The sequence below is a fragment of the Arcticibacterium sp. GJ41-1 genome (genome assembly GCF_055808875.1).
Genome location: NZ_CM147888.1, coordinates 4,517,092 through 4,543,565, shown reverse-complemented (window position 1 = coordinate 4,543,565; position 26,474 = coordinate 4,517,092). Strand labels below are relative to the sequence as shown.

The window sequence follows — 26,474 nt, the reverse complement described above, 5'->3', positions numbered from 1 at the left end:
CTATTATTCTGAACGAAGCTTTTGAGCCAAGCGAGACTCTCTTAATAATTCAATATATTTACTAATGTATTGAAATTATTTATTCAGCGTAATTTGTTACTTAATCAATGAAAAGAAGAGATTTTATAACCCAAGGTAGTGCAGCTTTAGGCTTAGCCATGTTGTCTGGCAATTTGCTGGCGAACACTAATGCTGGCACCGTGAAGAAGTTTGGATGTCAATTATATAGTGTGCGTGACCTAATGCCGAAAGACGCAAAAGGAACCATGGAGAAATTGGCAGGAATGGGCTATAGATTATTTGAAAGTTACTCTGCTGACCCGTTCTGGGGAATGAGTCCGAAAGAATGTAAGAAATTCTTGAAAGGCATTGACGTGAAAATGATAAGCACGCACATGCGTTTAGATGGCATTACGGATGAGCTAGCGGCTAATGCGGCAGAAGCTGGTCTTAAATATGTAATGTGTCCGTTTATTGGTATGCAACCTAGCATGGATGCTTGGAAAAAAGTGGCTGATAAATTTAACGCTGCAGGTGATATTTGTAATAGACATGGTATAAAGTTTGGTTATCATAATCACTCTTATTCTTTCGCTTTTGTGAGTGGAATGAAGGGACAGATGGTACTTTTAGAAAACACAGACCCTGAAAAAGTTTGTTTTGAGTTAGACATGTGTTGGTCAGAAGCGGCTGGTGAAAATACCATGGCTCATTTACAGAAATATGGTAAACGATATGAACTATGCCATATCAAGCAGCTTATATCAAAAGAACCTAAAGAAGGGGAGAAGCGACCAGTGCAAACAGACTTGGCAGACGGTGTTATAGATTATGCTAAACTATTACGAGTGGCTAAAGATAATGGCATGAAATACTACTTAGTAGAGCAAGAGCAATACCCAAAAGACAGCATTACTAGCATGGCAAACGATGCTGAGTTTATGAAGAACTTAGTTTTTTAGGCTCTTAAGGATAAAAGAATTGAAAAGCAGAAGCCAAGCGGCTTCTGCTTTTTTTATGCCGGTATTTGATGCATTAATGCTGATACCGATTTGTATTCTTCTGGATACTTTTTCAGAATAGCTAACTCACCTTTTGTTTGGTCGTCTACTAAACCTAATAAAGGTTGATTTACGTCAAATAAGAAGAAAATAGATTCCTTGATTTTAGCGTCCCATTCCTGGTAATATTTGCTGAAATCATCTGGTGCTATTTTTTTTCGGCAGCAAGTTTCTCCGCAGCTGAGAGGCATTTCTTCTTTTAAATTAAATATGCCGTATTCGTCTGTGATTTGCTCGTCGGGGTAAATGTCTCTTATGGCCATTTCGAAACCGTAGCCAGTGCTGATAGTGTTACATTTGCAGCAGTGGTTAACATACTTTGCAAAGTCCCAGCTTATGATGTTATCGCCGTTTTGGTCTCTGTAAGAATACTTTTCTATTATTTCTTTAACCTCTGGTGTATGCTCTTTAAAACGCTTGTCAGAAATGATGATTTCTAAAGCATCTTTTACGTAAGTGATGGTACCTTTTGGGATAAATCTGGTGGCAAAAACACCGTATCCTATTTGCTCATTGATGAACACTAATTTCGTATGAGGATGAATCATTTTAACCTGTTTTTGTAATCAATATTTGGATACAATTTTACAGATAAAATCAATCAGAGAATTAAAGTCGAGCTTAAATATTTGTCAATATAAAGTGCTGGTTTTTAGAAGTATGATTCCTTTTTGTTTGGTTTTTAAGACGTTATTCTAGCAAATTCAGAATATCATCCTGACTTAGCGATTTCATGAAAGTTTCTTCCGTAGTGATGAGCTCGTCAAATAGTCTCTTTTTCTTGTTTTGAAGAGCCAAAATCTTTTCTTCTACTGTGTTTCGGCTAATGAACTTGTAGGTAAATACGGTGTTTTTCTGACCTATTCTGTGGGCTCTATCTACGGCTTGGGCTTCTATGGCAGGGTTCCACCATGGGTCTAGCAGAAAGACATATTCTGCTGCTGTAAGGTTTAGACCTACACCACCAGCCTTTAGCGAAATTAAGAAGACTTTGATGTTTTCGTCATTTTGGAAATTATCAACTTCCTGTTCTCTGTTTTTTGTACTTCCGTCTAGATAAGAGTGGCTTATCTTATTATCATTGAGATACTTTCTGATAATGGTTAGGTGTTTAACGAATTGACTAAATACCAAAACCTTAGAGCCACTTTCTATAATACTTTTTAGTTTATGAATTACGTCAGAGTCTTTTCCTGAATCACCATCATATTCAGGGTCTACCATTAAAGGGTTGTTCGCCATTTGGCGAAGTTTAGACAAGCCCTGCAATACCACCAATTGCGATTTATTGACACCTTTTTCTTGAATATGGTCAATAATCATATTTCGGTAATAAGCTTTAGTTTCTTCGTAAAGCTTTTCTTGCTCGTCAGACATGTCGCAGTACTGCACACTTTCTATTTTCTCTGGAAGCTCGGTAGCCACTTGAGATTTGTGCCTACGAAGCATGAAAGGCTTAATCTTGCTGTAAAGCCTTTTTGAGGCCTCTTCGTCTCGCTTTTTTTCTATAGGTAATTGGTATTTATCTTTAAAGTAAGCCTGAGAACCTAGCAAACCAGGATTAATGAAAGTCATTTGACTCCACAAATCCATGGTGCTGTTTTCTAACGGAGTACCGGTCAGAATAAGCCTATTTTTACAGTTTAAAAGCCTTACAGATTTTGAAATATTTGAGGAAGGATTCTTTATGGCTTGTGATTCATCCAAAATCACGTACTCAAACCTAAATTTCTCAATGAATTTTATATCTAACCTCAGGACGCCATAAGAAGTTAAAATAAGGTCGTAGTCTTTAAAATGTTCCGTCTTCTTTATTCTTTGTCCACCGGTATGCTTAAGTATTTTTAGCTCGGGGGTAAAACGCTCTGCCTCTTTTTCCCAGTTATAAATTAGGGAAGTAGGCATGATTAAGAGTGTAGGATTTTTGACACCATCTTTTTTTAGCGACTGTAAAAACGCCAAAGTCATTACGGTTTTTCCTAAACCCATATCATCGGCTAGGCAGCCGCCAAGGTTAAAATCTCGCAAGAAATTTATCCAATCATAACCTGCTTTTTGATAAGGCCTAAGTTCTCCCTGAAAACTCTCTGGCACTTCGTATGATTTAATAGACTCAAAATTATTTAAGCCTTGAAGTTTTCTTCCAATGACGGTAGTGGCTAATCCATCTTCTTCTAAATTTTGAACGAGATTTAGATGATGTTTTTTTAAAATTAGCTCATCATCTTCTCCGATGTCTGTCAAGGTGAATAGCTCGTGGTATCTAATAAACCACTCTTCAGGAATGACCGCAATATGCCCGTTTGGCAACTTGAACTCTCGAATATTAGCCAAAACTAACTCGCGAAGCTTTAGGAAAGGTACTTCAAAAGAGCCAAACTGCACTTTAGTTTTTATATCAAACCAATCGGAGTTTTCTTCAATGCTAACTTCTATGGAAGATGTGCCAAGGTGATATCTTTTTTCCGAGTCGGCAGATTGTTTGACAGCTATTCCTGCATCTTCCAAGGCTTTGGCATTAAGCTGCAACCAACTGAAACCTTCATTTTTATTCAGGGCTTTTCTGCCGTGAATAAGGTCTTGGCCTAAAGCTTTTATTTGATTAATTATATGCTTCTCAAAATCTAAATCTCTCTTAATCTTATGAAAAATCCAGCCATCTCCTTTTTCTTCCACTTTTACATTGGCATTGGCCGCTAGGCTATCGAACCTAAAAGTGGAATTTCCGTAAACAAAACTCAGGTCAAAATTTATTTTATCAGGACTGTCTGCCGCTTTTGCTGGTGTGTCAAAAAGAGTAGGAGATTGCTTTTTTGTGCTTAAGTCTGTAATAAGTAATTCTGGCGAAGCAGTCTCTCTTTCTTCTGTGATTTCAAAACCCTCTCCATGCCCAAAGACGTTAAATTGAGCTATCAGTGGGCCAACGAATTTCCTGAAATAGGTCTTTTCAATTCTGCGTTCTATCCTGATATTGTTTTTATCAAAAAACGGACGCAGTTTTTTTCCGTCAATATGCTTGTCGAAATAATGAAGTCTGTTTTCGCTTAAAAGAAAAGCGGGGGAGTCACTGAGCATTTGAGCTCCTACATGCTGTAATCTTACTTTTTCGCCGGCACATTTTAATACTGGGAAGTAAATGGTGTGGTCTTCTTTCCGATGGAAATTCATGAAAACCTTCGTTTTTTCACTCATTACTTTTACCTCTTGCCTAGTAGGGTCACCGTCTTCACCCATGATGAAAAAACGCTTGCCTACCAGTTTGGGTAAAATTGCCGCTCTATAATTGTTGAGGTATTCTTCGATGGCTGCCTGCATGCCAAGGTCAGGTCTTTCACCAGCATATACTTTAGTGAAATAGTCGAAGGGCTTTAGCTTTTTAGGATTGAATTTTCGGAGAATGGTGTTTTGATGGATGGCATCCATGAGCTTTACCAACTCGATATCTACATCATCTATGCCTTTAGAAAACTCTTCAATGTTTCTTGAAGATACATTTTGATGAGCAAAAGTCAGCTCCCCTCGCTGATTTAACTGCACCATAAACGACTCAAACAAGTAGCCTAAATACTGGTGTTGATAGAGGGAGTAAATGATGCTAAACGGTTCCGAAGTAGATACCTTCATGTCTTCAAAAAGATAGGCTAAAGTATATTTTAACCTTCCTTTGAAGGTTAGTAAACTCCGAAATTAATCAGCAAGACTTGGGTGGGCAAATAAACTTATCAACAGCTGAAATTTGACAGAAGATGCCAAAGGTATTATATCAACTGATATTGGATTCTAAGATGAAATTTGGTGAGCTTAGCATAGGATATGTAATTTCGCTGAAAGGGCTAATATAATTTATAACGAATTCGAAATATCTGCAGAGTAAGAGCCCTATGAGGGACTAAACATAGGTAGCCCCGTAGGGACGATACATAGGTTTGGCGGAGTTTGTCACTTTTTGTATTCTTATAAAAGGAGTCTAAATAAGAAAATGTTAGAACTAGCTAATCACCTCGGAACAATGGTAGAATGCAATAATTCCAATTTCCAGCCTTCTTTGGTTTTGATGGCGGAGCCACTTTCTAGCCAGTGAAGTTTCACTACAGATTTACCGTCAATCTTTATATTGGCGTAGTTTTGATACGCCACCCAAGCAGTTTTACCTTTCACTTTAATGTCTAGAAAATCAAAAGTGTTGATTCTCTCAGGTTTTATTTTTCTGGCATTTGCTCTGTCAATATAAGAATAGACAGAGTCAAGATTCCATACCACGCCAGCTTCTAAGAGAAGAAAGTCATCCGTATAATATTGGGTAACTTTCTCCTTTTTTTGTTCGCTAAAAATATCGTCAAAGGAGTTTTGAATCAGACTTTTTAACTGTTCTTCGGTGTTTTTCTTTTGAGCCTTTAGCGTTATTGGGGCAATGAAAATCAAAAGAAGAAAAGCTATTTTATTTGCAGCCATAACATTCTAAACTGTTTAGTTCTGGGCTTCCGCCGGCATTTCCCACACCAGAAGAGATATAAATTTTCTTACCCACTTTGGCAGCACCTATGGCATGCCTTCCTCTAATCATGTGAGGGAGTGTGGTCCATTTCATGGTTTTTAGGTCAAAAGCCTCTACCTCATTATGAGCTAGCTTTTGGTCTGCTGCTTCTCCTCCCATAAAAAGAACTTTAGAGCCTAGTGTTGCTACACCTGGCCCAGCCCTTAATGTAGGAATGTTGGACCCCTCTACTGTCGTCCAAGTATTGGTTTTGAAATCATAAATGTCGGTAAAAGGAACAGTGAGTGTCATTACTTCACCCGTTCTATGTCTCGATTTTCTGCCAGCGGCTATCACTACTTTGTTTTTGACTACACCTGCAGCTACATGGTCTCTTGCATTTGGTGAGTCAGGCAATTCTCTCCAAGCACCCGTTTTCGGGTCATATTCGTCAAACCAAGCTACATGGCCATCCCAGTGCCCGTCTATAATTCCGTTAACCACATAGATTTTATCTTTATAAACGAAACAAGCGGCAGAACCTCTTTTTCTTGGAATCTCCGGACCTAGTCTCCATTCGTCTTTTTCAGGATTATAGATATGTACATTTGGAATAGGCGTTTCATGAGGGAAAGGGCCTGTTAATGCACCTAAGACATAAATCTCCCCATCATAAGCCACGGCTTGAAAATGATGAATTTCTAAAGGTATTTCACCTCTTTTCTCCCAAGTGTTGGTTTCGATATCGTAAACTTCCATCGGTTTCATTCCTCTTCCGCCAAATAGGTATAGCTTTTTACCAATAGCCACCATGGAGTTTTCACCACGTGGGGTACTTTCGCCAATAGTTTCTATTGTTGTCCATTCTTGAGCAAATCCGTTTAGGGATACACTCAGGGCTAGTAATATTAATATTTTTTTCATTTCAATAGGGATGAATAAATAAGGCTTATTGAGGTAACAATTTGTACACTACACCTGGCTTTTCTACCCCGACGTAAATGAAACCATCTGCTCCTTGTGTTACACTTCTTAGTCTACCGATGTTTGGTAGAAGCTTCTCTTCGCTGCCTACTTTACCATCTTTAATAGCGACTTTGTTTAAGTATTTAAAGCGAAGCGAACCTGCTAAAATATCTCCTTGCCAAGCTCCATATTTATCAGACGTAACGTACGTCATTCCACAAGGGGCTATAGATGGAATCCAGTATAATTCAGGCTGAAGCATGTCTTCTTTTTCGGTAATATCTGTGAAGGTGGTTGCATCATAATTGATACCATAAGATATCACCGGCCAGCCGTAGTTTTTACCTTTTTGAATAATGTTCAGTTCATCGCCACCTCTTGGGCCATGTTCGTGCTCCCAAATAGTGTTAGTAGCTCTGTCAATATCAAGTCCCTGAGGGTTTCTGTGACCATAACTCCAAATAGATTTGATGGCATCTGGGGTGTTATAAAAAGGATTGTCTTCTGGAATACTTCCGTCATCTTTAATTCTATGAATTTTACCACAAGAATTATCTAACGATTGCGGGTTTTTATCTCTGTTTCCTCTATCTCCTACAGAAACAAAAAGGTAACCATCATTGTCAAAAATCATTCTAGCTCCATAGTGATGGCGGGTTGATGAATAAGGCACAGCCTCAAAAATATCTTCTTTACTCACTAGGGTATTTCCCTGTAACTTTCCACGGGTCATGGCTGTGGTAGAAACTACTCTACCATTTTCGTTTTTATGTTTGGCATATGTAAGGTAAATCCAGCCATTCTCTTCATAGTTCGGGTGAAGTTTAACATCAAACATTCCTCCTTGTCCTGTAGCCAAAACTTCAGGGACTCCTGTTATTTTAGATTTGCTTTTGTCTGGAGCTATTTTCCAAAGGTCGCCAGCTCTATCTGTAACCAATAAACTGCCGTCAGGAAGAGTTGTTATTCCCCACGGGCTGTCTAAACCATCAATTACTGTTTCTAGTTTGACTGTAATTCCTTTTGATTTGTAAGTATCTGTTTTTTCTACATCCTCAAAATTATATTGGTCTACCGTGCTTAGACTGCTTACTATTAAGTCGGCTAATTTTGAAATATCTTCTGGCTGGATAGTGTTTTTCCAGATAGGCATTCCAGCGTCAATATAACCATTGCTAATACTGGCTATAATGGCATCTTTAGTTTTCCCATGTTGCCATTTTCTGTCTACAAAAGCTTCCACTTTTTCGCCGTGGCAGGAGGAGCAAAATCTATCATAAATGGCTCGGGTATCAGCATATTGTTTTGTGTTATCAGAACCAGTATTTAGGCCAGATTTTTTTGAGCAACTAGCTAAGGCAGCTAGGCATAAAAGGAAAGAACAAATTCTTAACATTAATAATAAGGTTTATTTTCGTGTGAATTTAGGTATTAGATTGGCAAAGAGGAAATTTGTGCTGTTAGAAAGTGACTTAGCGTAGATTAACAGTACTTATTCGTTCTTTTTTATTTAAAAACATGGCATTAAATGGCAAAACCATTTTTAAAATGGGCAGGAGGTAAAAGTCAATTGATTGACGAAATTGAGCATCGCTTGCCCGAAGGGTTAGTTGAGAAGCCTTTTGTTTTTGTTGAGCCATTTGTAGGAAGTGGAGCTGTTTTGTTTTGGGTGCTCCAGCGTTTTCCTCATTTGAAAAAAGCAGTGATTAACGATGTTAATAAGGATCTCTGTAACTGTTATAAAATTATAAAATCAGAAGTAGAAAATTTGATACTTATTCTGGCCAAATGGCAGGAGGAGTATCATGCCATTCTTGGCAATGACGACGCTTGTAAGAGCTATTATTATAATAAGAGGACGCTATTAAATTTGAATACTTCTGAAAAAGTAGTTCAGGCAGCCCTGTTTATCTTTCTGAACAAAACATGTTTTAATGGCCTATACAGAGTTAATAGAAAAAATGAATTTAATGTTCCGATAGGGCGATATAAAAAGCCTCGAATATGCGACGAGAAAAATTTGAGAGCAGTATCTAAATTGCTAAAGAAGGTGGTGATTTTAAACAGTGATTATACTCAGACACTAAAACATGTCAGAAAAGATGCTTTCTATTATTTGGATCCACCGTATAAGCCTTTGAACAGAACCTCAAGTTTTAATTCTTATGCTAATGTCATTTTTGATGATGCTGAGCAAATAAGACTAAAGGAGTTTTGTGATTTATTAGACAAAAAAGGACACTTATGGCTTCAGAGTAATTCTGATCCAAAGAATATAGAGCCCGATAATGATTTTTTTGACTCCCTTTATAAAGGATACTCCATAGAAAGAGTTAAAGCAAACCGAAGAATAAATGCAGACCCTATCAAAAGAGGTGATTTGACAGAGCTGCTTATCTCCAATTTTTAGTATTAGGTCTCAAAACGCATATGCTTCACAGACTTACCTGATTCGGCTAATTCGTTTAGAGCGTCAATACCTATCTGAATATGCTTTTGCACAAAATTAGTGGTAACCTGCTTATCACTTGCTTCAGTTTTTACGCCGTCAGGAGTCATTGGGTTATCAGATACTAATAATAATGCACCATGCGGAATGGAGTTAACAAAACCAACAATGAATATAGTGGCTGTTTCCATGTCAATACCTAAAGCTCTAATATCTCTAAGGTAATCTTTGAATTTTTCGTCATGCTCCCATACGCGTCTGTTAGTGGTATAAATAGTACCAGTCCAGTAATCCATATCATGCTTGATGATAGCTTCAGAAACCGAACGCTGTAATCTAAAAGATGGCAAAGCAGGAATTTCTGGAAGAGCGTAATCATTACTTGTTCCTTCGCCTCTAATAGCGGCTATTGGAAGTATGAAGTCTCCTAAATTTGTGATTTCTTTTAAGCCTCCACATTTACCTAGAAACAGGACTGCTTTTGGCATTACTGCAGAAAGTAAATCCATTACTGTAGCGGCCATGGCACTTCCCATTCCAAAGTTTATGATGGTAATGTTACCATAAGAGGCCGTTTGCATGGCTCTGTCTTTTCCTTTAACCTCTACACCAAATTGCTCTGCAAACATTTCCACGTAGTTACCAAAATTTGTAAGTAATACGTAAGGTTTGAATTCGCTTAGCTCTGTACCAGTATATCTTGGGAGCCAGTTTTTAACTATGTCTTCTTTGTTTTTCAATAAATATATTATGTTTGATAAAATGAATATGACAAAGCTTAATTTGCCATCTATAGATTGCAAAATTACTGAAATTGAGGGTAAAAATCAGATTTTTGATATTATCAGAAAGAAAAATATAGTGCTTACTCCAGAGGAATGGGTTAGGCAGCATGTGGTTCATTTATTGATAGAACAACTGGGTTTTTCTAAAAGCTTAATTAAGGTAGAAGGTGGCTTATCATATCATGGTATGGCAAAACGTAGCGATATTGTGGTTTTTGACCAACAGGCTAAGCCCTATCTTTTAATAGAGTGTAAAGCCCCAGAGGTCAAATTGGACAAGAAAACTATTAGTCAAGCGTCTATTTATAATAAAACTTTAAATGCCCCTTTTTTAGCTATAAGCAATGGTCTTAAAACATATTGTTTTGAAATGGGTAGTAATGGAGAAAACTCTTCTCAGATGAATGGTTTTCCCGAACCACCACCAAGAGTGAAAAGATAAAGTGGATTGTAGTTTTTAGGAAAATAATCGAAAACGAAGTTTTCTTTATTTAGATTGATTATCAATAAGTTCTAAGCTAATGTAAGAGTTTATCAAAAATAAGAACAATTAATAGAGACCATAAATAGGTTGATAGCGTATTATTTTTTCTAAATTGAATTATATTTTACTCGGAAAAGAGTTTAGCCACTTGCACTATTTAATTTCAAGTTCTGTTTTAACCACCATAGAATGCTAAGTAGAATTAGTTCAACTTCGTTTGTAATAGTTCGTAGCATTGCTATTCTGGTCATTGTAATAAGTGTTGTAGTAATGTCTGGATGGCTTTTAAAGTCCTCCGAAATTATAACGATATTTTCAGATACGGCTACCATGAAGTTTAATACTGCATTAGCTTTTAGTTTGACAGGTTTTAGCCTGTTGTTTTTTTCTTCCAAACGTAGCTTTTTTCAGAAAGTATCCATTCAAATTATCTTTATTATTTGTGCTTATACTGTTTTAGAGTATTTCTTTAAACTCCCCTTAAGTATTGATAATTTATTAGTTAAAGATAGTTTTTCTGAAAGTTACCCGGGTAGAATGTCTTTAGGTACAGCTCTATGTTTCATGCTGATGGCTACGGCTATGTATTTTTCTAATTATAGAGCGGTCAAATTAAAACGCAAAGCAATATACTTTTTGGGGGTAGTTATTCTCATTTGTGTTTTATCTATTATAATCTTTGTTCTTCAGATACCTATACAGGTTAGCGTGTCATTTATTGACAGCATGTCTATCAGTACGGCAAGTTTGTTTCTGCTGCTTGTTTTTGCTTTGTATAAAAAGAATAATGCTTACGGTATGGAGAGGGCATATCTTAAAGGTTTGGCGGGTAATAGGCTAATGAAGTCTCTTCTTCCTTTTGTGTTATTACTTCCTCTTAGTTTAAGTTATATTTTGCTTCGATTAATAAGTTCAGGAAAGGTTGATATAGAACTTGGAATTATCATTTACACCCTCTCTTTTACTTTGGGTGGTATTCTTTACATTGCGTTTTTAGGTATTAGGCTTAATAAAATAGACTTTAAAAGGAAGAAGCTCCAAGAGTTTTTTGAAACCTCAAATCAAGAACTTTCCCAATTTAAATATGCACTGGATAAGAGTTCTTTAATTACTATCACAAATGCAGATGGTACTATTATGTACGCTAATGATAAGTTTTGTGAAATCTCGAAATATAATAGAGAAGAAATAATAGGTCAAACCAATGAAATTGTAGATGCTGGATACCATTCAAAAAGCTTTTTTGAAAACTTATACAAGACCATAAGGTCGGGAGAAGTTTGGACTGGCGGAATAAAAAGTAAAGCAAAAGACGGTTCCTTTTATTGGGTGCATACGTCTATTGTACCTTTTAAAAATAGTGAAGGGGAAGTATATCAATTTTTAGATATTCGTCAGGATATCACTGCAGAAAGAATACTTTCTGAACAGTATGAAAATTTAAAGTTACGGAATCAGGAAATTGAACAGTTTTCATTTATAGCATCTCATGACTTACAAGAGCCACTTAATACATTAAAATCTGTGGTGTCACTATTAACAGAAGAGTATGGTGAAAAGCTTGATGATGATGCCAAAAGATACTTTGGTTTTATGACTCAAACCACCTCAAGGATGGAGAGTTTAATAAAGGGTTTGTTAGATTACTCCAGACTGGGTAATCATAAAGAAATTCAGGTTTTAGATTCGCAAGAAGTGGTAACCAAGGTTATGGCTGAGTTGTCAAATTCAGTAAAGGAGTCAAATGCGACTATAACTTTTAATAATTTACCGGAGCTAAGAGTCTATGGTAAAGAGTTTAGGCTTTTGATGCTGAATTTGATAGGTAACGCAATTAAGTTTACCGGTAAAGGCATTTCTCCGGAAGTAAAGATAAGTGCATTGGAAAAGGAGGCTTTCTGGGAGTTTCAGATTTCTGACAATGGAATTGGTATTGAAAAAGAACATAGTCAAAAAGTTTTTGCGATATTTACCAGACTCAATGATAGAGAAGACTTTGATGGAGCTGGAATTGGCTTGGCTCATTGTGAGAAAATAGTCAGACTTCATGGAGGAACTATTTGGTTCGAATCAGAAGTCGGTATAGGTACTACTTTCCACTTCACTATTAGTAAAAACCTAACAAAGGATTAGCATGGGAGTTAAACTTGACAGTATTTTGTTGGTAGACGATGACCACATAACCAACTTTATACATCAGAAAATTATAGACAATCTGAAGTGTACTAATGAGGTTAAAGTTGTTAAGAATGGCTTAGATGCAATAGAATATCTTAGTCAAGATTTGCCTAAACTTCCTGAGTTAATATTTTTGGATATTAATATGCCAAAAATGAATGGATGGGAGTTTTTAGAAGCCTTTGGTTCTCTTGAGAGGGCTGATAAAAAGAAAACGATAATAGTTATTTTAACTACTTCGCAAAACCCTGACGATTTTGAGCGAGCTAAGGCAAGTCCTTTTGTTAAAGTGATTGAAAATAAGCCACTTACTAAAGATATGATAGCCAATATTGTTACCTATTATTTTGGCTAAGTAGGTTTTCTTTAACCTTTGTTAATTTGATTCCTGCCAAGTTTAGCTTTAACTTCATTCATTAAATCTTTATGAATGAGGCTTTTAATACTATTCTATTTCCTTTTAGTTTCTGGAGGTTCTTTTGCTCAAGAGCCAAAAGAAATGTTGCGTAGTATTTACTTTGGTGGAGGCAGTTGGTATATAGATGAAGAGCAAAAACTAAACTTAAACGAACTTGTTCAAAGTATTCCAAACTTAGCGTTCTACGAAATCAAGATTACGAGTCATACTGATAATATTGGAGGTAGAGATTTTAATGAGTACTTGAGTAGCATGCGAAGTTCTTCGGTTATTCAGCAACTCATAAAATTTGGAGTACCCCAGGAATTAATTCGTTATAAAGATTTTGCCTTCGATGCTCCAGTTTTTGATAACAAAACCACCGAAGGTCGAATGAGAAATAGGCGAGTAGACATTCTATTTACGCCCATTCCGCTCTAGTCAAACGTGATTTTAAGCTATTTCAATTCTTGTTTCTAAGCTCTCTTCTAAAAAGTGATGAATTCTGAAGGTTTGTTCTACACCCAGTTTTTGACCAGTTTGAGAGGCAATGTATAAGCCGAGAATAAAAAGAGACAAAACCGGTAATACCCACAAGATTTGGCTCTCTTGATGTAGACTTAATTTGACTAAACCAGCCATTGCTGTAAATAAAAAAGAAATGCCAAGGCTAGAGTAACTAAAAGCGAAAATAGCCCATATGGTAGGGTTTGGTCCATATTTACCTCTTAAGATAGTCCCTTCGTCCGTTTTTTCTAAGGTTACGTTTAAGTGAGGCGACCAGAAGTGCTGTTCCTTTTTAATAATTTCTAGATGAAAGTGCTCGCTAAAAACGCCGCCTTTTATTCCCTGAGTGTTATCTTTTAGCTTAGACGAAATCTGATTCTTTATTTCTTCTGCACTACGTGGGTTAACTTGCTTAAAACGAGGTCTACTTCTTATACTGGTCATTTTTCATAGGGTTTAAGGGCTACAAGTTAATTTTTTGTCAAACTAAATACTATGATTTTTGACAGGTCTTTTTTGAGATACTCCAGAAATTAATTAAGATTTTCCTGAAATCTAGGGTGTGAAATGGGAAGGTTTGAGTAAAATGCCTTAGGTTTTATGCTAAATAGCTTAGTAATAAGGTCTATTTACTGAATGACAAAAAACAAATTAATAATTTAGATAATCGCTGAAGCTTCTTTCTTATTAAAGCTTTAGCAGAACCTAAGAAGAAGTTTAAGAAACATGACAGCAATAGCAAAAGATACTTTTCAGTTTTTAAAAGAGTTAAAGGTCAATAATAACAAGGATTGGTTCAATGAAAATAAGCCAAGATATATAGAGGCAAAAGAGAATTTTGAGGCTTTTATTGACGAACTGATTAAAGAAATTTCAAAGTTTGACCCAAGTATAGCTCATCACACGGGTAAAGGCTGCGTTTTTAGAATTTATAGGGATGTGCGTTTTTCTAAAGATAAATCGCCTTATAAAACGCATATGGGAGCTCATATCACATCGGCATTGAAGAAATCTGATATACATTCTCGCTCTGGTTATTACATTCATATAGGAGCAGGGGAGTGCATGCTGGCAGGTGGAGCATATATGCCACAGGGAGATTGGATAAAAGAAATAAGGCAAGAAATTGACTATAATGGAGATGATTTAGTCAAGGTGATTGAAAATCCGAAGTTCAAAGACACCTTTGGCGATTTAATGGGAGAAAGCCTAAAAAGGCCCCCAAAGGGTTTTGATGCAGAGCATAAACATATTGACTTATTAAAGAGAAAAAGCTTTTTGGCTCAGCATAGCTTAGCAGATAAAGAAGTGACAAAAACTGACTTTGTAGCTAAAGCTGCCGACGTTTTTAAGACTTTAAAACCTTTGGGAGATTTTCTGAATGCCGCTTCAAAATAGGATTTTTTCTAGTTCACCCACTTAAATAGTTTAATCATCGACAAAAGCGTGGCATCTATCTAAGTAATTGGGTAATGAGTCCAAACATAGTTTGACTTTCAGAATATTTGAAGACCTTTGGGGCGATTACTGCATTTTTTATTCTCCATTTAGGAGAAAATGCAGTTTTAAATTCTAACTCACTCAATAAATAAATGAGACTAGCAATTAGCATTGTTTTAGGCCTAGTTCTACTAACAGGGTCATACTTATTATTTCAAAACCTGGCAGATAGTAAGAAGCCCCCAAGAGGAAAAACAAACAAAACCACGAATACAGTTTATGTGAAGCCTGTGGAAAACGGAGATTCTCCAATTTTCATTGAGACTAACGGTACCATTAAAGCACAAGAAAGAATTGAGCTTTTTTCGGAAGTTCAAGGGGTTTTAAAACCAACTAGCAAGCCTTTCAAACCTGGGCAGCGATATGGTAAGGGCGAAATGCTATTGCAAATGGACGCAAACGAGTTTTACTCTAGCTTAGTAGCTCAGCGAAGCGTTCTTTATAATAATATAGTATCTATCATGCCTGATTTGAAATTTGACTTGCCAGAGTCTTTTCAGCAATGGCAAACTTATTTAGATGAGTTTGATATTCAAGGTACTTTAAAGGAATTGCCAAAGGCTCAAAACGAAAAAGAGAAGTATTTTATAAACGCCAAACAGATAGTATCTACTTATTATACTATCAAGAATTTAGAAGAAAGGTTAGTTAAATATCAAATAAGAGCCCCTTTTGCTGGAATTCTGACAGAAGCTCTGGTAGACCCAGGAACATTGGTTAGGACTGGTCAAAAGCTAGGAGCATTAATAAATCCTGCTGTTTTTGAGCTGGAGGCTAATATTAACGCCGAGTACTTAGAATACCTTAAAATTGGAAAGAGGGTGACGGTTTCAGACCTAAAAGGTCAAAATACATGGACTGGTTTTGTGAAAAGAATTAATGGTGTGATTGACCCTGCCACGCAAACGGTGCAGGCGTTTATTCAAATTAGTGGAAAGAACCTGACGGAAGGAATGTTTTTAGAAGCTTCTGTAATGGCCAAAACAGAATCGAATGTTTTAGAAATTGACCGTTCGCTTTTATCAGCTGATAATACAGTATTTGTGGTAGAAAATGATTCTGTACTTACCATGCATCCAGTGGAAGTGGTTCATTTTTCTGACAAAACGGCCTTAGTTCGTGGCTTAAATAATGGGGCTTTCTTAATGAATAAAGCGTTGCCAGGAGCTTATGACGGCATGATAGTTACAGTTTCAAATCAATAATTTAAGATGAGGAAAATTATAGCGTATTTCATAAAATACCCTGTGGCTGTCAATGTGGTGATAGCGGCTTTTGTCATCTTTGGAATTATCGGAATTAAGAGCATGAAGTCTTCTTATTTCCCGTTGACAGAGTCTAGAATCATTACAATTTCGGCTATTTACCCTGGAGCATCGCCTCAGGAGATAGAAGAGGGTGTAGTACTTAAAATTGAAGATAACTTAAAAGGACTGGTAGGAATAGACCGAGTAACCTCGGTTTCTCGCGAAAGTTCTGGTTCTGTAGTTGTTGAAATTGAAAAAGGACGTGACATTAATATCCTTTTGGCCGAGGTTAAAAATGCTGTAGATAGGGTTCCTTCCTTTCCAACTGGTATGGAGCCACTGGTGGTAGAGAAAACTGAAAATATTCGTGAGACTATAAATTTTGCCATAAGTGGGAAAAACTTACCCTTAAAAACACTGAAAACTATAGCACGTAGCGTTGAGAATGACCTCAGGGCTATGGACGGAGTTTCTCAGGTAGAAATAAGTGGTTACCCAGAAGAGGAAATAGAAATTGCACTTCGTGAAAAAGACTTGTTAGCTTATGGCATTACGTTTCAGGAAGTAGCTCAAGCTGTTTCTCGAGAAAACATTCTAGTAACTGGAGGTAACATTAAAACTTCACAAGAAGAGTATTTAATTAGAGCAAACGGAAGAACTTATAAAGCCAGCGATTTGGATAACCTAATTGTTAGGAGTAATCCAAACGGTAAAATTATTCGTTTGAGAGAGGTGGCTGATGTTACCGATAGGTTTTCAGAAACGCCAAACGCTTCTTATTATAATGGAGCTTTGTCGGTGAATATGGCTATCAGTAATACCAATGACGAAGATTTGATATCTGCAGCCGAGCAGATTAAAGAATACATTGAAAATTATAATGCAAACAATGAGAATGTGGAATTGTCGGTTTTATCTGATGCCTCCATTAGGTTAAATCAAAGAACCGACCTTTTAGTAGAAAATGCTGCTATTGGGATGCTCTTAGTTTTGGTTTTTCTTTCACTCTTCCTTAATACTAGGCTAGCATTTTGGGTGGCGGCAGGTTTGCCTATCTCTTTTCTAGGGATGTTTATTTTTGCTTCCTTTTTTAATGTTACTATAAACGTACTGTCTCTTTTCGGGATGATTATCGTGATTGGTATTTTGGTGGATGATGGTATTGTAATTGCAGAAAATATCTATGACCATTTTGAAAAAGGGAAAAGCAAGGTTGAAGCTGCCATTGATGGTACCATGGAAGTAATTCCACCTATTGTATCTGCCATTATTACTACTTTATTGGCCTTCAGTACGTTCTTGTTTTTAGATAGTAGAATAGGGGAGTTTTTTGGTGAGGTATCTATTATTGTAATTTTAACATTATCAGTTTCTTTAATAGAAGCTCTTATTATTTTACCTGCTCACTTGGCTCACTCAAAGGCTTTAGAGGTAAAAGATGAAGACAAAAAAAGAACTGGAGTATCATTGATTTTCTCTAAACTGAGAGGTATTAATAAGATAGGAGATTCAATAATCAATTTCTTGAAGAGTAAGATTTATTTACCTGTTCTTACTTTTGGTTTGAGATATAAGTTTCTCACAGTTTCTGTTTTTATTGGCTTGTTGCTAATGACTTTGGGAGCGGTTCAAGGTGGAATAATAAGACAGACTTTCTTTCCAAATGTGGCGTCTGACCGTGTCAGTATAAAGCTTAAAATGGAAGAGGGTACTAATGTTGCCATTACAGATTCTATCATATCTTATATAGAAAAGAAGGCTTGGGAGGTAAATGAAGAATATACAGAAAAGCAAGGTACAGGTGACCAAGTGTTCCAAAATATAGTTAGAACTATAGGGCCTGGTTCTGCAAATGCGGGATTAGCTATTAACCTACTTCCTGGGGAGTTAAGGGCAGCTTCTTCTATAGATATTACAAATGATATTAGAGAGCGTGTTGGACCTGTTTATGGTACGGAGCTCTTAACTTTTGGTTCGGGTGGTAATTTTGGTGGTAGCCCTGTTTCTATTTCCTTATTAGGGAACAATATAGCAGAGCTTAAAAGTGCTAAGAATGAATTGAAAGCAGAAATGTCGAAAAATCCTATCTTAAAAGATGTATCTGATAATGACCCAAAGGGTATCAAAGAAATTAAGATAAAATTAAAGCAGACAGCATTTCCATTGGGTTTAAATACGCAAGATGTGATGTCGCAAGTGCGTAGTGCATTTTTCGGATTTCAGGCTCAACGTTTCCAAAGAGGGCAAGACGAAATTAAAGTTTGGGTGAGATATGATTTAGAGAATAGATCGAGCATCAATAACCTTGACAAAATGAAAATTCTTACCCCTGGTGGTCAAAGAGTTCCTTTTAAAGAGATAGCTGACTATTCTATTGCAAGAGGAGAGATAGCCATAAACCACTTAGATGGTAGAAGAGAAATTCAAGTTTCAGCAGATTTAAAAGATGCTAAAGCCTCTGCCACTGATATTTTGGCTGATATAAGAGAAAGTGTAGTTCCGGTTATTTTATCAAAATACCCAAGTGTTACCGCACTTTACGAAGGACAGAATAGAGAGTCGGATAAGTTGGCAAAATCAGCAGCCTTAATAATTCCAATTATTCTGTTTCTAATGTATGCTACCATAGCCTTTACTTTTAGGTCTTATGGGCAGCCATTTTTATTACTGATAATGATTCCGTTAAGTCTTATAGGGATAGCGTGGGGGCACTGGCTACATGATTTTTCTATCAACATTCTTTCTGCCTTAGGTATCATTGCCCTTATCGGAATTATGGTGAATGACGGTCTGGTGCTAATTGGGAAATTTAATAGTTTCTTAAAAGATGGGCTAACATTTGATGATGCCTTAATAAAAGCAGGTAGCTCTAGGTTTAGAGCGATTTTCTTAACCTCGCTTACCACGGTAGCAGGTTTAGCACCATTAATTTTTGAAACCAGTAGGCAAGCCCAATTTTTAATTCCTATGGCCATTAGTATTGCCTATGGAATAGCCATTGCCACGGTTTTAACACTCTTATTCTTGCCTATCTTACTTTCTGCTAGCAATAGCTTTAAAGTAGGTTTTAAATGGTTGAGAACAGGGAGAGAAATAAGCAAAGAAGAGGTAGAAAGAGCAGTAATAGAACTAAAAAGTGAGAGTCATGCGTAGTAAGGGATTTATAGTATTATTAGCTTTTTTGTCTTTTTTTGATGGACAAAGCCAAGGCTTTTTAACTAAGGAAGAAGCCGTTCAAATAGCATTGGAGAAAAACTTCAATATTAAAATTGCTAAAAACAATATTGATATTGCTGAAGCAAATACGTCAAAGGCAAATTTGGGTTTTAATCCTACCGTAACTGCTACTGCTGGGGCAAATTATAACCTAGATAACTCTAAGGCTATTTTTCAAAGTGGCAGTGAGACCATTCTAAATTTTGCTGCATCAAACAGTGCTAGCACTAGTGTTGGAGTTAATTATGTTCTGTTTGATGGTTTTAACAGACAGTATAACTTAGAAAGAAATCTTCAGACCTGGTCTGCATCACAGCTGAATGCTCGTTTCGCTCTGGAAAGTGTGCTTTTACAACTATTTAATGCCTACTACGAAGTGGCTAGAATAGAGGTAGATTATGAAAACTTGGTAGAAATACTGGATATTTCTAAAGAAAGATTAGCTAGAGCAAAAGTCTCTTATGATTATGGTGTGGCTACTTTACTTGATATTTCAAATGCAGAAGTGGATGTAAACACAGACAGTATTGCCATCTTAGACCAGCAGCAGCTTTTGACCAATGCTAGGCATAACCTTAATTTTGTTTTGAACGGAAATATCGTTGACGATTTTGAGGTAGAAACCGATGTTATTTTTGCCCCATTTGTTAGTAAGGAAGCTTTGTTAGAAGATTTGAAATCTTCTAATGTCAATTTGCTTTTAGCTCAATCTGATATTCGTTTAAGTGAGATAGACCAAAAATTAACCACTACCTCCCGACTTCCTACTGTGAGTGTTAATGGAGACTATGGTTTTAATAGGTCTCAGAACAACTCTGCTTCGTTTTTAGACAGAGCCAACTCAAATGGCTTCACAGGTGGTTTAAGCCTAAACTGGAATGTTTTTGACGGTGGTAGACGTAGCGTGCAAGAGCAGAACGCAAAAATTACGCAGTTGAATCAGCAGCTTAATTATGATTTGGCTTATCAGCAAATATTAAGAGATTTTGAAAATGCCTGGAGCGATTATCAAAACAGATTGATTATCTGGAAAGCATTGGAGCAAAACGTGGTAACTAGTAAGTTGAATTTTGAACGCTCGGAAGAACGCTATAAGCTACGCCAAATTACAAATTTGGAGTTTCGCCAGGCTCAGTCAAACATGATAAATGCTCTTACTGCTCAAAACAGAGCAAAGTTTACAGCAAAATTGAGTGAACTTCAAGTTTACAGTGTAGCTGGTAAAATTCAAGAAGCTATTTATTAAACTTTCTTAGAGAACATTATAGTTCTTTCATATCGGACTAATTATTAGGAGCAGCCTTCGGCATTTTGTGAAATGACCGGAGGCTTTTCTTTAGTAAAACTTCTTAAGTCATAGCTTATTCAAACGATTTCAAATGCTCTCACAGCCAGCCTATCCTATGAGTATAACAATATGCAGAATCAAATTAGAAATGAGCTAGCCGAAATTAAGGCTTGGATTTATTCTTCAGAAGACAAATACTTACAAGCCCTGAAACAAGAAGAGGCTCAAACTAAGGCTTTTGAATTGACAAAAATGCGTTTTGAAGAAGGTTTGATAAACTTTGCAGAGTTTAATCAAGTCAAGCTTAATTTAGAAAACGCTAAATCAAACATTCTTCAAAACAGATACACCCACTATTTCTATAACCTAATTTACGGTTACTATACAGGAAACTAAAGCAGCTTATTTAGCCGCTTCTTTCTGCATTCTTTTGTATTCTTTTTGAGATACTAGCACACTTACTTCATAAAGTATATAAAGCGGAATAGCCACTAATATCTGAGAAATCATATCAGGAGATGGCGTAATAATAGCCGCCACTATTAGTAAAACCACTATGGCGTGCTTTCTATATTCTCTTAAAAAACTTGGTGTAACCACACCCACTTTGGTCAAAACAAAGATGGCCATTGGCAGCTGGAATGTAATACCACAAGCCAAGGTAAGCGTAGCTAAAACACCTATATAAGACTGTATGTCAAACTGGTTTTCTATACTTGGGTCTATTTGGAAGTTTACCAAGAAGTTGATAGCAAAAGGAGCCACTATATAATAGCCAAACAAGATTCCCATGAAAAACAAAAGGGTCACAAAGAATACTGCACCACGGCTGGCTTTCTTCTCTGTCATTTTTAGGCCCGGCTTAATGAATCGCCAAATCTCCCAGAAAATATATGGGAAGGCAAATAAAAGACCGATAATGGCAGAGGCCGTTAAAGCCATCATAAACTGGCCAGAAACCTCACGACTCATTAAGCTAAAGTTAAGCTTATCAACACATAAACTCGGAATTCCAACTAAGTCGCCTATCTCACAGAGTTTCCTGTAAGTCCAAAACTCAGGTTGAGCTGGCCCTAGTATTACTTTATTAAAAATAAAGCCCATAGAAAACCAGGCCCCTATCATAAAAACAAGTATTGCAACAATAGCCCTAATCAAATGCCACCTTAGAGCTTCTAGATGCTCTATGAAAGTCATTTCGGTGCCATCACCTTCGTTTTCTTCTTCGTCGTCGTATTCTATTTCTGGAGATTGATCTAATGCCATTTTCTTTGTTTGAGTCGGTCAAATTTAAACAAAAAACCTTGTTGATTTTATGCTCAACAAGGTTTTAAATAGATTCATTCGATAAAAGTAGATTATTGGAAGAGTGGATAGTTTTGCATCCATTCGTTAATCTCACCTCTTACCGAAGTAATGATAGCGTCGTTATCGTGATTTGTCAAAACTTTATCCACTAAACCTACTACTCTCACAAAGTCATCTTCCTTTAAACCTCTAGTGGTCATGGCAGCAGCACCTATTCGCATACCGCTGGTTACCATCGCTTTAGCATCGTCAAAAGGAACCATGTTTTTGTTAACAGTGATGTCTGCTTTAATCAATGTGTTTTCTGCCAACTTACCTGTAATACCTTTAGGTCTAAGGTCAATCAAAGCCAAATGGTTATCCGTTCCTCCTGAAATTACTTTATATCCTTTTTTGACAAATTCAGCAGCCATCACATTGGCATTTTTCTGAACTTGTACCACATAGTCTTTATATTGGTCTGTAAGTGCTTCGCCAAAAGCAACAGCCTTACCTGCAATAGCGTGCTCTAATGGTCCACCTTGTGTTCCTGGGAAAACACCAGAGTCCAGCAAAGAAGACATTGTTCTGATTTTACCTTTCATGGTAGTTTTACCATAAGGGTTTTCAAAATCATTACGCATCATGATTACACCACCACGTGTACCTCTTAAGGTTTTGTGTGTAGTAGTAGTAACTATATGACAGTGGTCAAATGGGTCAGCCAAAAGACCTTTTGCAATTAAACCAGCTGGGTGAGAAATATCGGCTAAAAGAATAGCTCCTACTTTATCAGCAATGTTTCTAAGTCTTGCATAGTCCCAATCTCTAGAATAAGCAGATGCACCACAAATAATCAATTTTGGTTTTTCAGCAACAGCTTTTTGCTCTACTTTGTCCCAATCAATAAGACCAGTTTCTCTTTCAACACCATAGAAGTGAGGCTCAAAATATTTACCTGAAATATTTACTTTAGAACCATGAGAAAGGTGACCACCATGAGAAAGGTCAAATCCTAAAATTTTATCGCCTGGGTTTAAGCAAGCCAAAAATACTGCTGTATTAGCTTGTGCTCCTGAGTGAGGCTGGACGTTTGCCCATGTAAGACCAAAAAGCTCTTTAAGTCTGTCAATAGCTAAAGTCTCTATTTCATCCACCACTTCACAGCCACCGTAGTAACGTTTGCCCGGAAGTCCTTCTGCATATTTATTAGTTAAAACACTGCCTGTAGCTTCCATTACTTGTTCAGAAACGAAGTTTTCAGAAGCAATAAGCTCAATACCGTGAAGCTGTCTTTTATGTTCCTTATTAATAAGGTCAAAAATGGTGTTATCTCTTGAAATTGAAGTAGCCATTAAAACAAAAATTTGATGTTATTATAAATTCACAATGAAATGAATACAAAAATACTTTATTGATTTTAAGAACCTTAAATATTAAAGCCCTTTTAGTAAGAAAAGAGAATTTCTCTACTCTTCTAAGTTTTCTTCTACTGCCGCTAATGCTGCATCAGATGGTTCAGGTTCTGCCGCTACCACTTCATTCATAGGTTTGAAATTACCTTGTGAAAGAATTTGCTCTGGTGTTTGCTCGTAAGGAATCACCTCAAGAATCTTAGTAACGTTAATGTCAGAAATGATGTAATCTTCTACACTTCCTAATCTTTCTTTTAAAGACTCGTATGCATGCTTGATGTCCTTTGCGTTCATAAGCATCATTACGGCCGTTTTCTTTTCCGTTTTGGTCTTTTCATCAAAAATGATGTACTGCACACGGCATTTAAACCAAAAGTCTTCTTCTACCTCTTGCGTGAAAACCTCTACCAGCTTCATTTTAGTGATAGAAAACAATTGGAAATCCTGACGGCCGTTGGCCAAATACTGATACCCTCTGGTTTCTGCATCTGTATAAGAAACTGCATCAAAAAGATAAGCCTCTGTTACGTTAATTACTTTGTCGCCTTCGGCAACTTGTTGAAATTTTATTTTGACCTGAAACCAAGAAGTGTTCATAAGAATAGATTCAATGTGTTAAAAAATGAAGCTGCAAAATTAAGGTTTCATAGCCAATTTAGTAGCCTAAATTTTGAATAAAACCGAAGGTTTTTGCTCATCAGCCTTCGGTCACGGCTTGAATCATATTTGCATTTCAATTTTCAGATAAATTTGATTTTAAAACTTTATTTTTGCGACTCATTTTAGTTTAAAAGAATGTCTAGAGAAAAAATATTTTTCACGCCTGGTCCATCGGAGTTGTATCCAAAGTTCGAAGAGTTTTTAAAAGACTTTGTTGATAACCAATTTGGTTCTATTTCACATAGAAGTGCAGCGTATAAAAAAATACATCAACATACCGATGAGCAGCTTAGAGAGCTTTTGGCTATTCCTGCTGAGCATGGTGTTATGTTTACAGGTTCTGCTTCAGAAATTTGGGAAAGGATATTAATGAACTGCACCGAATTAGAGACTTTTCATTTAGTGAATGGTTCTTTTTCAAAGAAGTTTTATTCTTATGCCCAGTCCTTAGGCAGGCACGCTCACAAATTAGAAAAGCCAATGGGAGAGGGCTTCTCTTATGGTGAAATTGAGGTTCCTCAATATGCGGAGTTAATTTCTACTACGCAAAACGAAACGAGTACAGGTGTTCAAATGCCGGAAGCGGACATTCATAAACTAAAGAGGAGTAATCCAAAGAAATTAGTGTCGGTAGATATGGTTTCTTCTGCACCAATTCCCGATTTAGACTTAAGCTTGGTAGATACCGCTTACTTCTCCGTGCAAAAATCTTTTGGATTGCCTGCAGGTTTAGGAGTATGGATAGCTAATGAGTTTTGTTTAGAAAGGGCAGAGGCTATCAATAAAAAAGGGAGTATTGGTTCACATCATACCTTGCCAGACCTTTGGAAACAAAGCAAAGCTTTTCAAACACCATCTACGCCAAATGTTTTGGGCATATATCTTTTAGGAAGGGTGGCAGAAGATATGAACAAAAGAGGGAGAGCTACGCTTCAAAAAGAAGTAGACCAAAAAGTTAAAAGAATTTATTCTTACTTTGATAAGAAGGATGGTTTTTCACTAGGCGTAGCCAAAGCGGAGCACAGGTCTAGGACAGTAGCTGTAATTAATACTGAGCGAGCGTCTTCGGAGGTTATTGGAGCTTTGAAAGAAAAAAACTTGATAGTGGGAGCAGGTTATGGCCCAAATAAAGAGTCTCAAATCAGAATTGCGAATTTTATTGCAAATACACCTGAACAGATTGATACGCTTTTAAAGGCTTTTGACCTACTCTTTTGATTTGACCAAGGGCTTTCAGTATGAGAGATTTAAGCTTTTTAATAAAAGCTAATAAAATTTCAATTCATTGTTCCTGAAAAAGAAAAGATTTCTTATCTTTGCAGCCCGTTATAAGAAAATATTTGTTTTTAAAGATATATAGTAATGCAAAAAGACATTCATCCAAATTATAGAGAAGTGGTTTTCTGGGATCTTTCTTCTGATCACAAATTCATCACTCGTTCTTGTGTAGAATCAGCTGAAACCATCACTTGGGAAGATGGCAAAGAATATCCTGTATGTAAAGTAGAGGTTAGCTCTAAGTCTCACCCTTTTTACACAGGTAAAAACGTATTATTAGATACTGCAGGACGTGTTGACAAGTTCAAGAAACGTTACGGTATGAAGTAATTCTTCTTTTACGAAGAATTAAAGGCCTTCTCTACTGATGTTAATCAGCTAGAGAAGGCTTTTTTGGTGTGTTCCAGTAATGGTTCAGCACCAAGGAAAGAATAATTAGACCGGCTCCTACATAAAAGCCAGAGGTCATCTTCTCTTCTGTTCCAAAAACTAGCCAGGCCAGTACTATTCCGTAAATGGGCTCCATGTTTATCACAAGGTTTACAGAGAAGGCAGATAATGTTTTAAGTAACCTTACCAGTTCTAGGTAAGGCAAAACAGTACACAAAAGACTAAGTATAATTAGATACATAGCATCAATCTTTGTGAACTTGATAGAATCCATTTCAATGGCTCCCGAGTTTAGTCTAAATACGATGACCAAAAGTGAGATTAAGAATGCCCCACTCAGCTGAAAGAAGTTAATGGTGATAGAATTATGCTTTTTAGTAAAGTGCACATTAGCCACAGAATAAATAGAAGCGAGGATAGCTCCTATAAGACCAACCAAAATGGCAAGACTGTGCTCTTGCTCAAACTGGAAGATAATTCCCATTCCAAAAACTACCATCAGTCCTAGAACCAGTTCTTTCATTTGAATAGTTTTCTTTTGGCTTAGAGGCTCTATGATGGAAGTGAAGAATGCCGTGGTAGACATGGTAACTAAACTCAAAGAAACGGTAGCTAAACGAGCAGAACCAAAAAAGCAAAACCAATGCACGCCAAGGATAGCTCCTATGCTTAGGAGTTTTAAAATCTCTTTCTTGTTGATTTTGATATTTCCTTTGTAAAGAAAGATGCCACCAAATATAAGCGATGCCAAAAGTGTTCGGTAAAGTACCATACCTACCGTAGAGGTAGAAATCAACTTTCCCAAAATAGCGGTAATACTAAATAGAAGTACTACACCGTGCAGTTTGAGGTAGTCTGATTTTGGATTAATCATGACTTTTGATGTAAATGG

24 protein-coding genes are annotated in these 26,474 nt (G+C 36.7%); 13 read left to right on the top strand and 11 right to left on the bottom strand.

Annotated features, from left to right (window positions below; translation table 11 throughout):
- Positions 1–107 precede the first annotated feature (107 nt).
- Positions 108–962 carry a sugar phosphate isomerase/epimerase family protein gene (locus AC0L6O_RS18725; RefSeq protein ID WP_473304519.1) on the top strand — a complete coding sequence of 285 codons (855 nt, stop codon included), beginning with the start codon at positions 108–110 and terminating at the stop codon, positions 960–962.
- Between the two features lie 53 nt (positions 963–1,015).
- On the opposite strand, the gene AC0L6O_RS18720 is transcribed toward AC0L6O_RS18725, so the two are convergent.
- The 5 genes from AC0L6O_RS18720 to AC0L6O_RS18700 all read right to left on the bottom strand — a co-directional run bounded on the left by AC0L6O_RS18720 (position 1,016) and on the right by AC0L6O_RS18700 (position 7,897).
- Entirely contained in the window at positions 1,016–1,609 is a 594-nt protein-coding gene (locus AC0L6O_RS18720) for an SET domain-containing protein (protein ID WP_473304517.1), read from the bottom strand.
- A gap of 142 nt (positions 1,610–1,751) precedes the next feature.
- A complete protein-coding gene (locus tag AC0L6O_RS18715; protein WP_473304516.1) occupies positions 1,752–4,685 on the bottom strand; it encodes a DEAD/DEAH box helicase in 2,934 nt (977 codons plus the stop codon).
- Positions 4,686–5,057: 372 nt separating this feature from the next.
- Positions 5,058–5,513, bottom strand: coding sequence for a nuclear transport factor 2 family protein (locus AC0L6O_RS18710; RefSeq protein ID WP_473304515.1), 456 nt, complete (start codon positions 5,511–5,513; stop codon positions 5,058–5,060).
- Complete coding sequence (locus tag AC0L6O_RS18705) at positions 5,500–6,459, bottom strand: Kelch repeat-containing protein (protein ID WP_473304514.1); 960 nt, start codon at positions 6,457–6,459, stop codon at positions 5,500–5,502. The genes AC0L6O_RS18710 and AC0L6O_RS18705 overlap by 14 nt, the downstream gene beginning before the upstream one ends.
- A gap of 25 nt (positions 6,460–6,484) precedes the next feature.
- A complete protein-coding gene (locus AC0L6O_RS18700) occupies positions 6,485–7,897 on the bottom strand; it encodes a PQQ-dependent sugar dehydrogenase (RefSeq protein WP_473304512.1) in 1,413 nt (470 codons plus the stop codon).
- Positions 7,898–8,029: 132 nt separating this feature from the next.
- Here AC0L6O_RS18700 and AC0L6O_RS18695 point away from each other — a divergent pair, with 132 nt between their 5' ends.
- On the top strand, positions 8,030–8,911 hold the full coding sequence (locus AC0L6O_RS18695) for a DNA adenine methylase (protein ID WP_473304511.1): 882 nt from the start codon (positions 8,030–8,032) through the stop codon (positions 8,909–8,911).
- Between the two features lie 2 nt (positions 8,912–8,913).
- Here the strand turns inward: AC0L6O_RS18695 and AC0L6O_RS18690 are convergent, their stop codons facing one another.
- The gene (locus AC0L6O_RS18690; RefSeq protein ID WP_473304509.1) at positions 8,914–9,690 is read right to left on the bottom strand and encodes an AMP nucleosidase; all 777 of its coding nucleotides are present in this window, start codon (positions 9,688–9,690) and stop codon (positions 8,914–8,916) included.
- 28 nt (positions 9,691–9,718) lie between these two features.
- On the opposite strand from AC0L6O_RS18690, the gene AC0L6O_RS18685 reads away from it, so the two are divergent.
- The 4 genes from AC0L6O_RS18685 (at position 9,719) to AC0L6O_RS18670 (ending at position 13,235) form a co-directional block, all read left to right on the top strand.
- Positions 9,719–10,177 carry a type I restriction enzyme HsdR N-terminal domain-containing protein gene (locus AC0L6O_RS18685; protein WP_473304508.1) on the top strand — a complete coding sequence of 153 codons (459 nt, stop codon included), beginning with the start codon at positions 9,719–9,721 and terminating at the stop codon, positions 10,175–10,177.
- A gap of 231 nt (positions 10,178–10,408) precedes the next feature.
- Entirely contained in the window at positions 10,409–12,352 is a 1,944-nt protein-coding gene (locus tag AC0L6O_RS18680; protein WP_473304506.1) for a sensor histidine kinase, read from the top strand.
- 1 nt (position 12,353) lies between these two features.
- Positions 12,354–12,752 (top strand): response regulator, encoded by a 399-nt coding sequence (locus AC0L6O_RS18675; RefSeq protein ID WP_473304505.1) that lies wholly within the window; start codon positions 12,354–12,356, stop codon positions 12,750–12,752.
- Positions 12,753–12,827: 75 nt separating this feature from the next.
- On the top strand, positions 12,828–13,235 hold the full coding sequence (locus AC0L6O_RS18670; RefSeq protein WP_473304503.1) for an OmpA family protein: 408 nt from the start codon (positions 12,828–12,830) through the stop codon (positions 13,233–13,235).
- 12 nt (positions 13,236–13,247) lie between these two features.
- Here the strand turns inward: AC0L6O_RS18670 and AC0L6O_RS18665 are convergent, their stop codons facing one another.
- A complete protein-coding gene (locus AC0L6O_RS18665; RefSeq protein ID WP_473304502.1) occupies positions 13,248–13,745 on the bottom strand; it encodes a hypothetical protein in 498 nt (165 codons plus the stop codon).
- 282 nt (positions 13,746–14,027) lie between these two features.
- Here AC0L6O_RS18665 and AC0L6O_RS18660 point away from each other — a divergent pair, with 282 nt between their 5' ends.
- The 5 genes from AC0L6O_RS18660 (at position 14,028) to AC0L6O_RS18640 (ending at position 20,948) form a co-directional block, all read left to right on the top strand.
- The gene (locus AC0L6O_RS18660) at positions 14,028–14,699 is read left to right on the top strand and encodes a DUF2461 domain-containing protein (protein ID WP_473304501.1); all 672 of its coding nucleotides are present in this window, start codon (positions 14,028–14,030) and stop codon (positions 14,697–14,699) included.
- Positions 14,700–14,893: 194 nt separating this feature from the next.
- Positions 14,894–16,006, top strand: coding sequence for an efflux RND transporter periplasmic adaptor subunit (locus AC0L6O_RS18655; RefSeq protein WP_473304499.1), 1,113 nt, complete (start codon positions 14,894–14,896; stop codon positions 16,004–16,006).
- Between the two features lie 6 nt (positions 16,007–16,012).
- Positions 16,013–19,201 carry an efflux RND transporter permease subunit gene (locus tag AC0L6O_RS18650; RefSeq protein WP_473304497.1) on the top strand — a complete coding sequence of 1,063 codons (3,189 nt, stop codon included), beginning with the start codon at positions 16,013–16,015 and terminating at the stop codon, positions 19,199–19,201.
- Positions 19,194–20,510 carry a TolC family protein gene (locus AC0L6O_RS18645; RefSeq protein WP_473304495.1) on the top strand — a complete coding sequence of 439 codons (1,317 nt, stop codon included), beginning with the start codon at positions 19,194–19,196 and terminating at the stop codon, positions 20,508–20,510. The genes AC0L6O_RS18650 and AC0L6O_RS18645 overlap by 8 nt, the downstream gene beginning before the upstream one ends.
- A gap of 171 nt (positions 20,511–20,681) precedes the next feature.
- Entirely contained in the window at positions 20,682–20,948 is a 267-nt protein-coding gene (locus tag AC0L6O_RS18640; RefSeq protein WP_473304494.1) for a hypothetical protein, read from the top strand.
- A gap of 6 nt (positions 20,949–20,954) precedes the next feature.
- Here AC0L6O_RS18640 and tatC read toward each other — a convergent pair whose 3' ends face one another.
- The 3 genes from tatC to AC0L6O_RS18625 all read right to left on the bottom strand — a co-directional run bounded on the left by tatC (position 20,955) and on the right by AC0L6O_RS18625 (position 23,851).
- Positions 20,955–21,818, bottom strand: coding sequence for a twin-arginine translocase subunit TatC (gene tatC / locus AC0L6O_RS18635; RefSeq protein WP_473304493.1), 864 nt, complete (start codon positions 21,816–21,818; stop codon positions 20,955–20,957).
- A gap of 92 nt (positions 21,819–21,910) precedes the next feature.
- Complete coding sequence (locus AC0L6O_RS18630; protein ID WP_473304492.1) at positions 21,911–23,194, bottom strand: serine hydroxymethyltransferase; 1,284 nt, start codon at positions 23,192–23,194, stop codon at positions 21,911–21,913.
- Between the two features lie 114 nt (positions 23,195–23,308).
- Complete coding sequence (locus AC0L6O_RS18625) at positions 23,309–23,851, bottom strand: DUF4494 domain-containing protein (protein WP_473304491.1); 543 nt, start codon at positions 23,849–23,851, stop codon at positions 23,309–23,311.
- Between the two features lie 198 nt (positions 23,852–24,049).
- Between AC0L6O_RS18625 and AC0L6O_RS18620 the strand changes: the two genes are divergently transcribed.
- A complete protein-coding gene (locus AC0L6O_RS18620; protein ID WP_473304490.1) occupies positions 24,050–25,132 on the top strand; it encodes an aminotransferase class V-fold PLP-dependent enzyme in 1,083 nt (360 codons plus the stop codon).
- Between the two features lie 144 nt (positions 25,133–25,276).
- A complete protein-coding gene (locus tag AC0L6O_RS18615) occupies positions 25,277–25,522 on the top strand; it encodes a type B 50S ribosomal protein L31 (RefSeq protein WP_111371112.1) in 246 nt (81 codons plus the stop codon).
- A 40-nt stretch (positions 25,523–25,562) separates the two neighbouring features.
- Here AC0L6O_RS18615 and AC0L6O_RS18610 read toward each other — a convergent pair whose 3' ends face one another.
- Positions 25,563–26,456 carry a DMT family transporter gene (locus AC0L6O_RS18610; protein ID WP_473304489.1) on the bottom strand — a complete coding sequence of 298 codons (894 nt, stop codon included), beginning with the start codon at positions 26,454–26,456 and terminating at the stop codon, positions 25,563–25,565.
- Between the last annotated feature and the right edge of the window lie 18 nt (positions 26,457–26,474).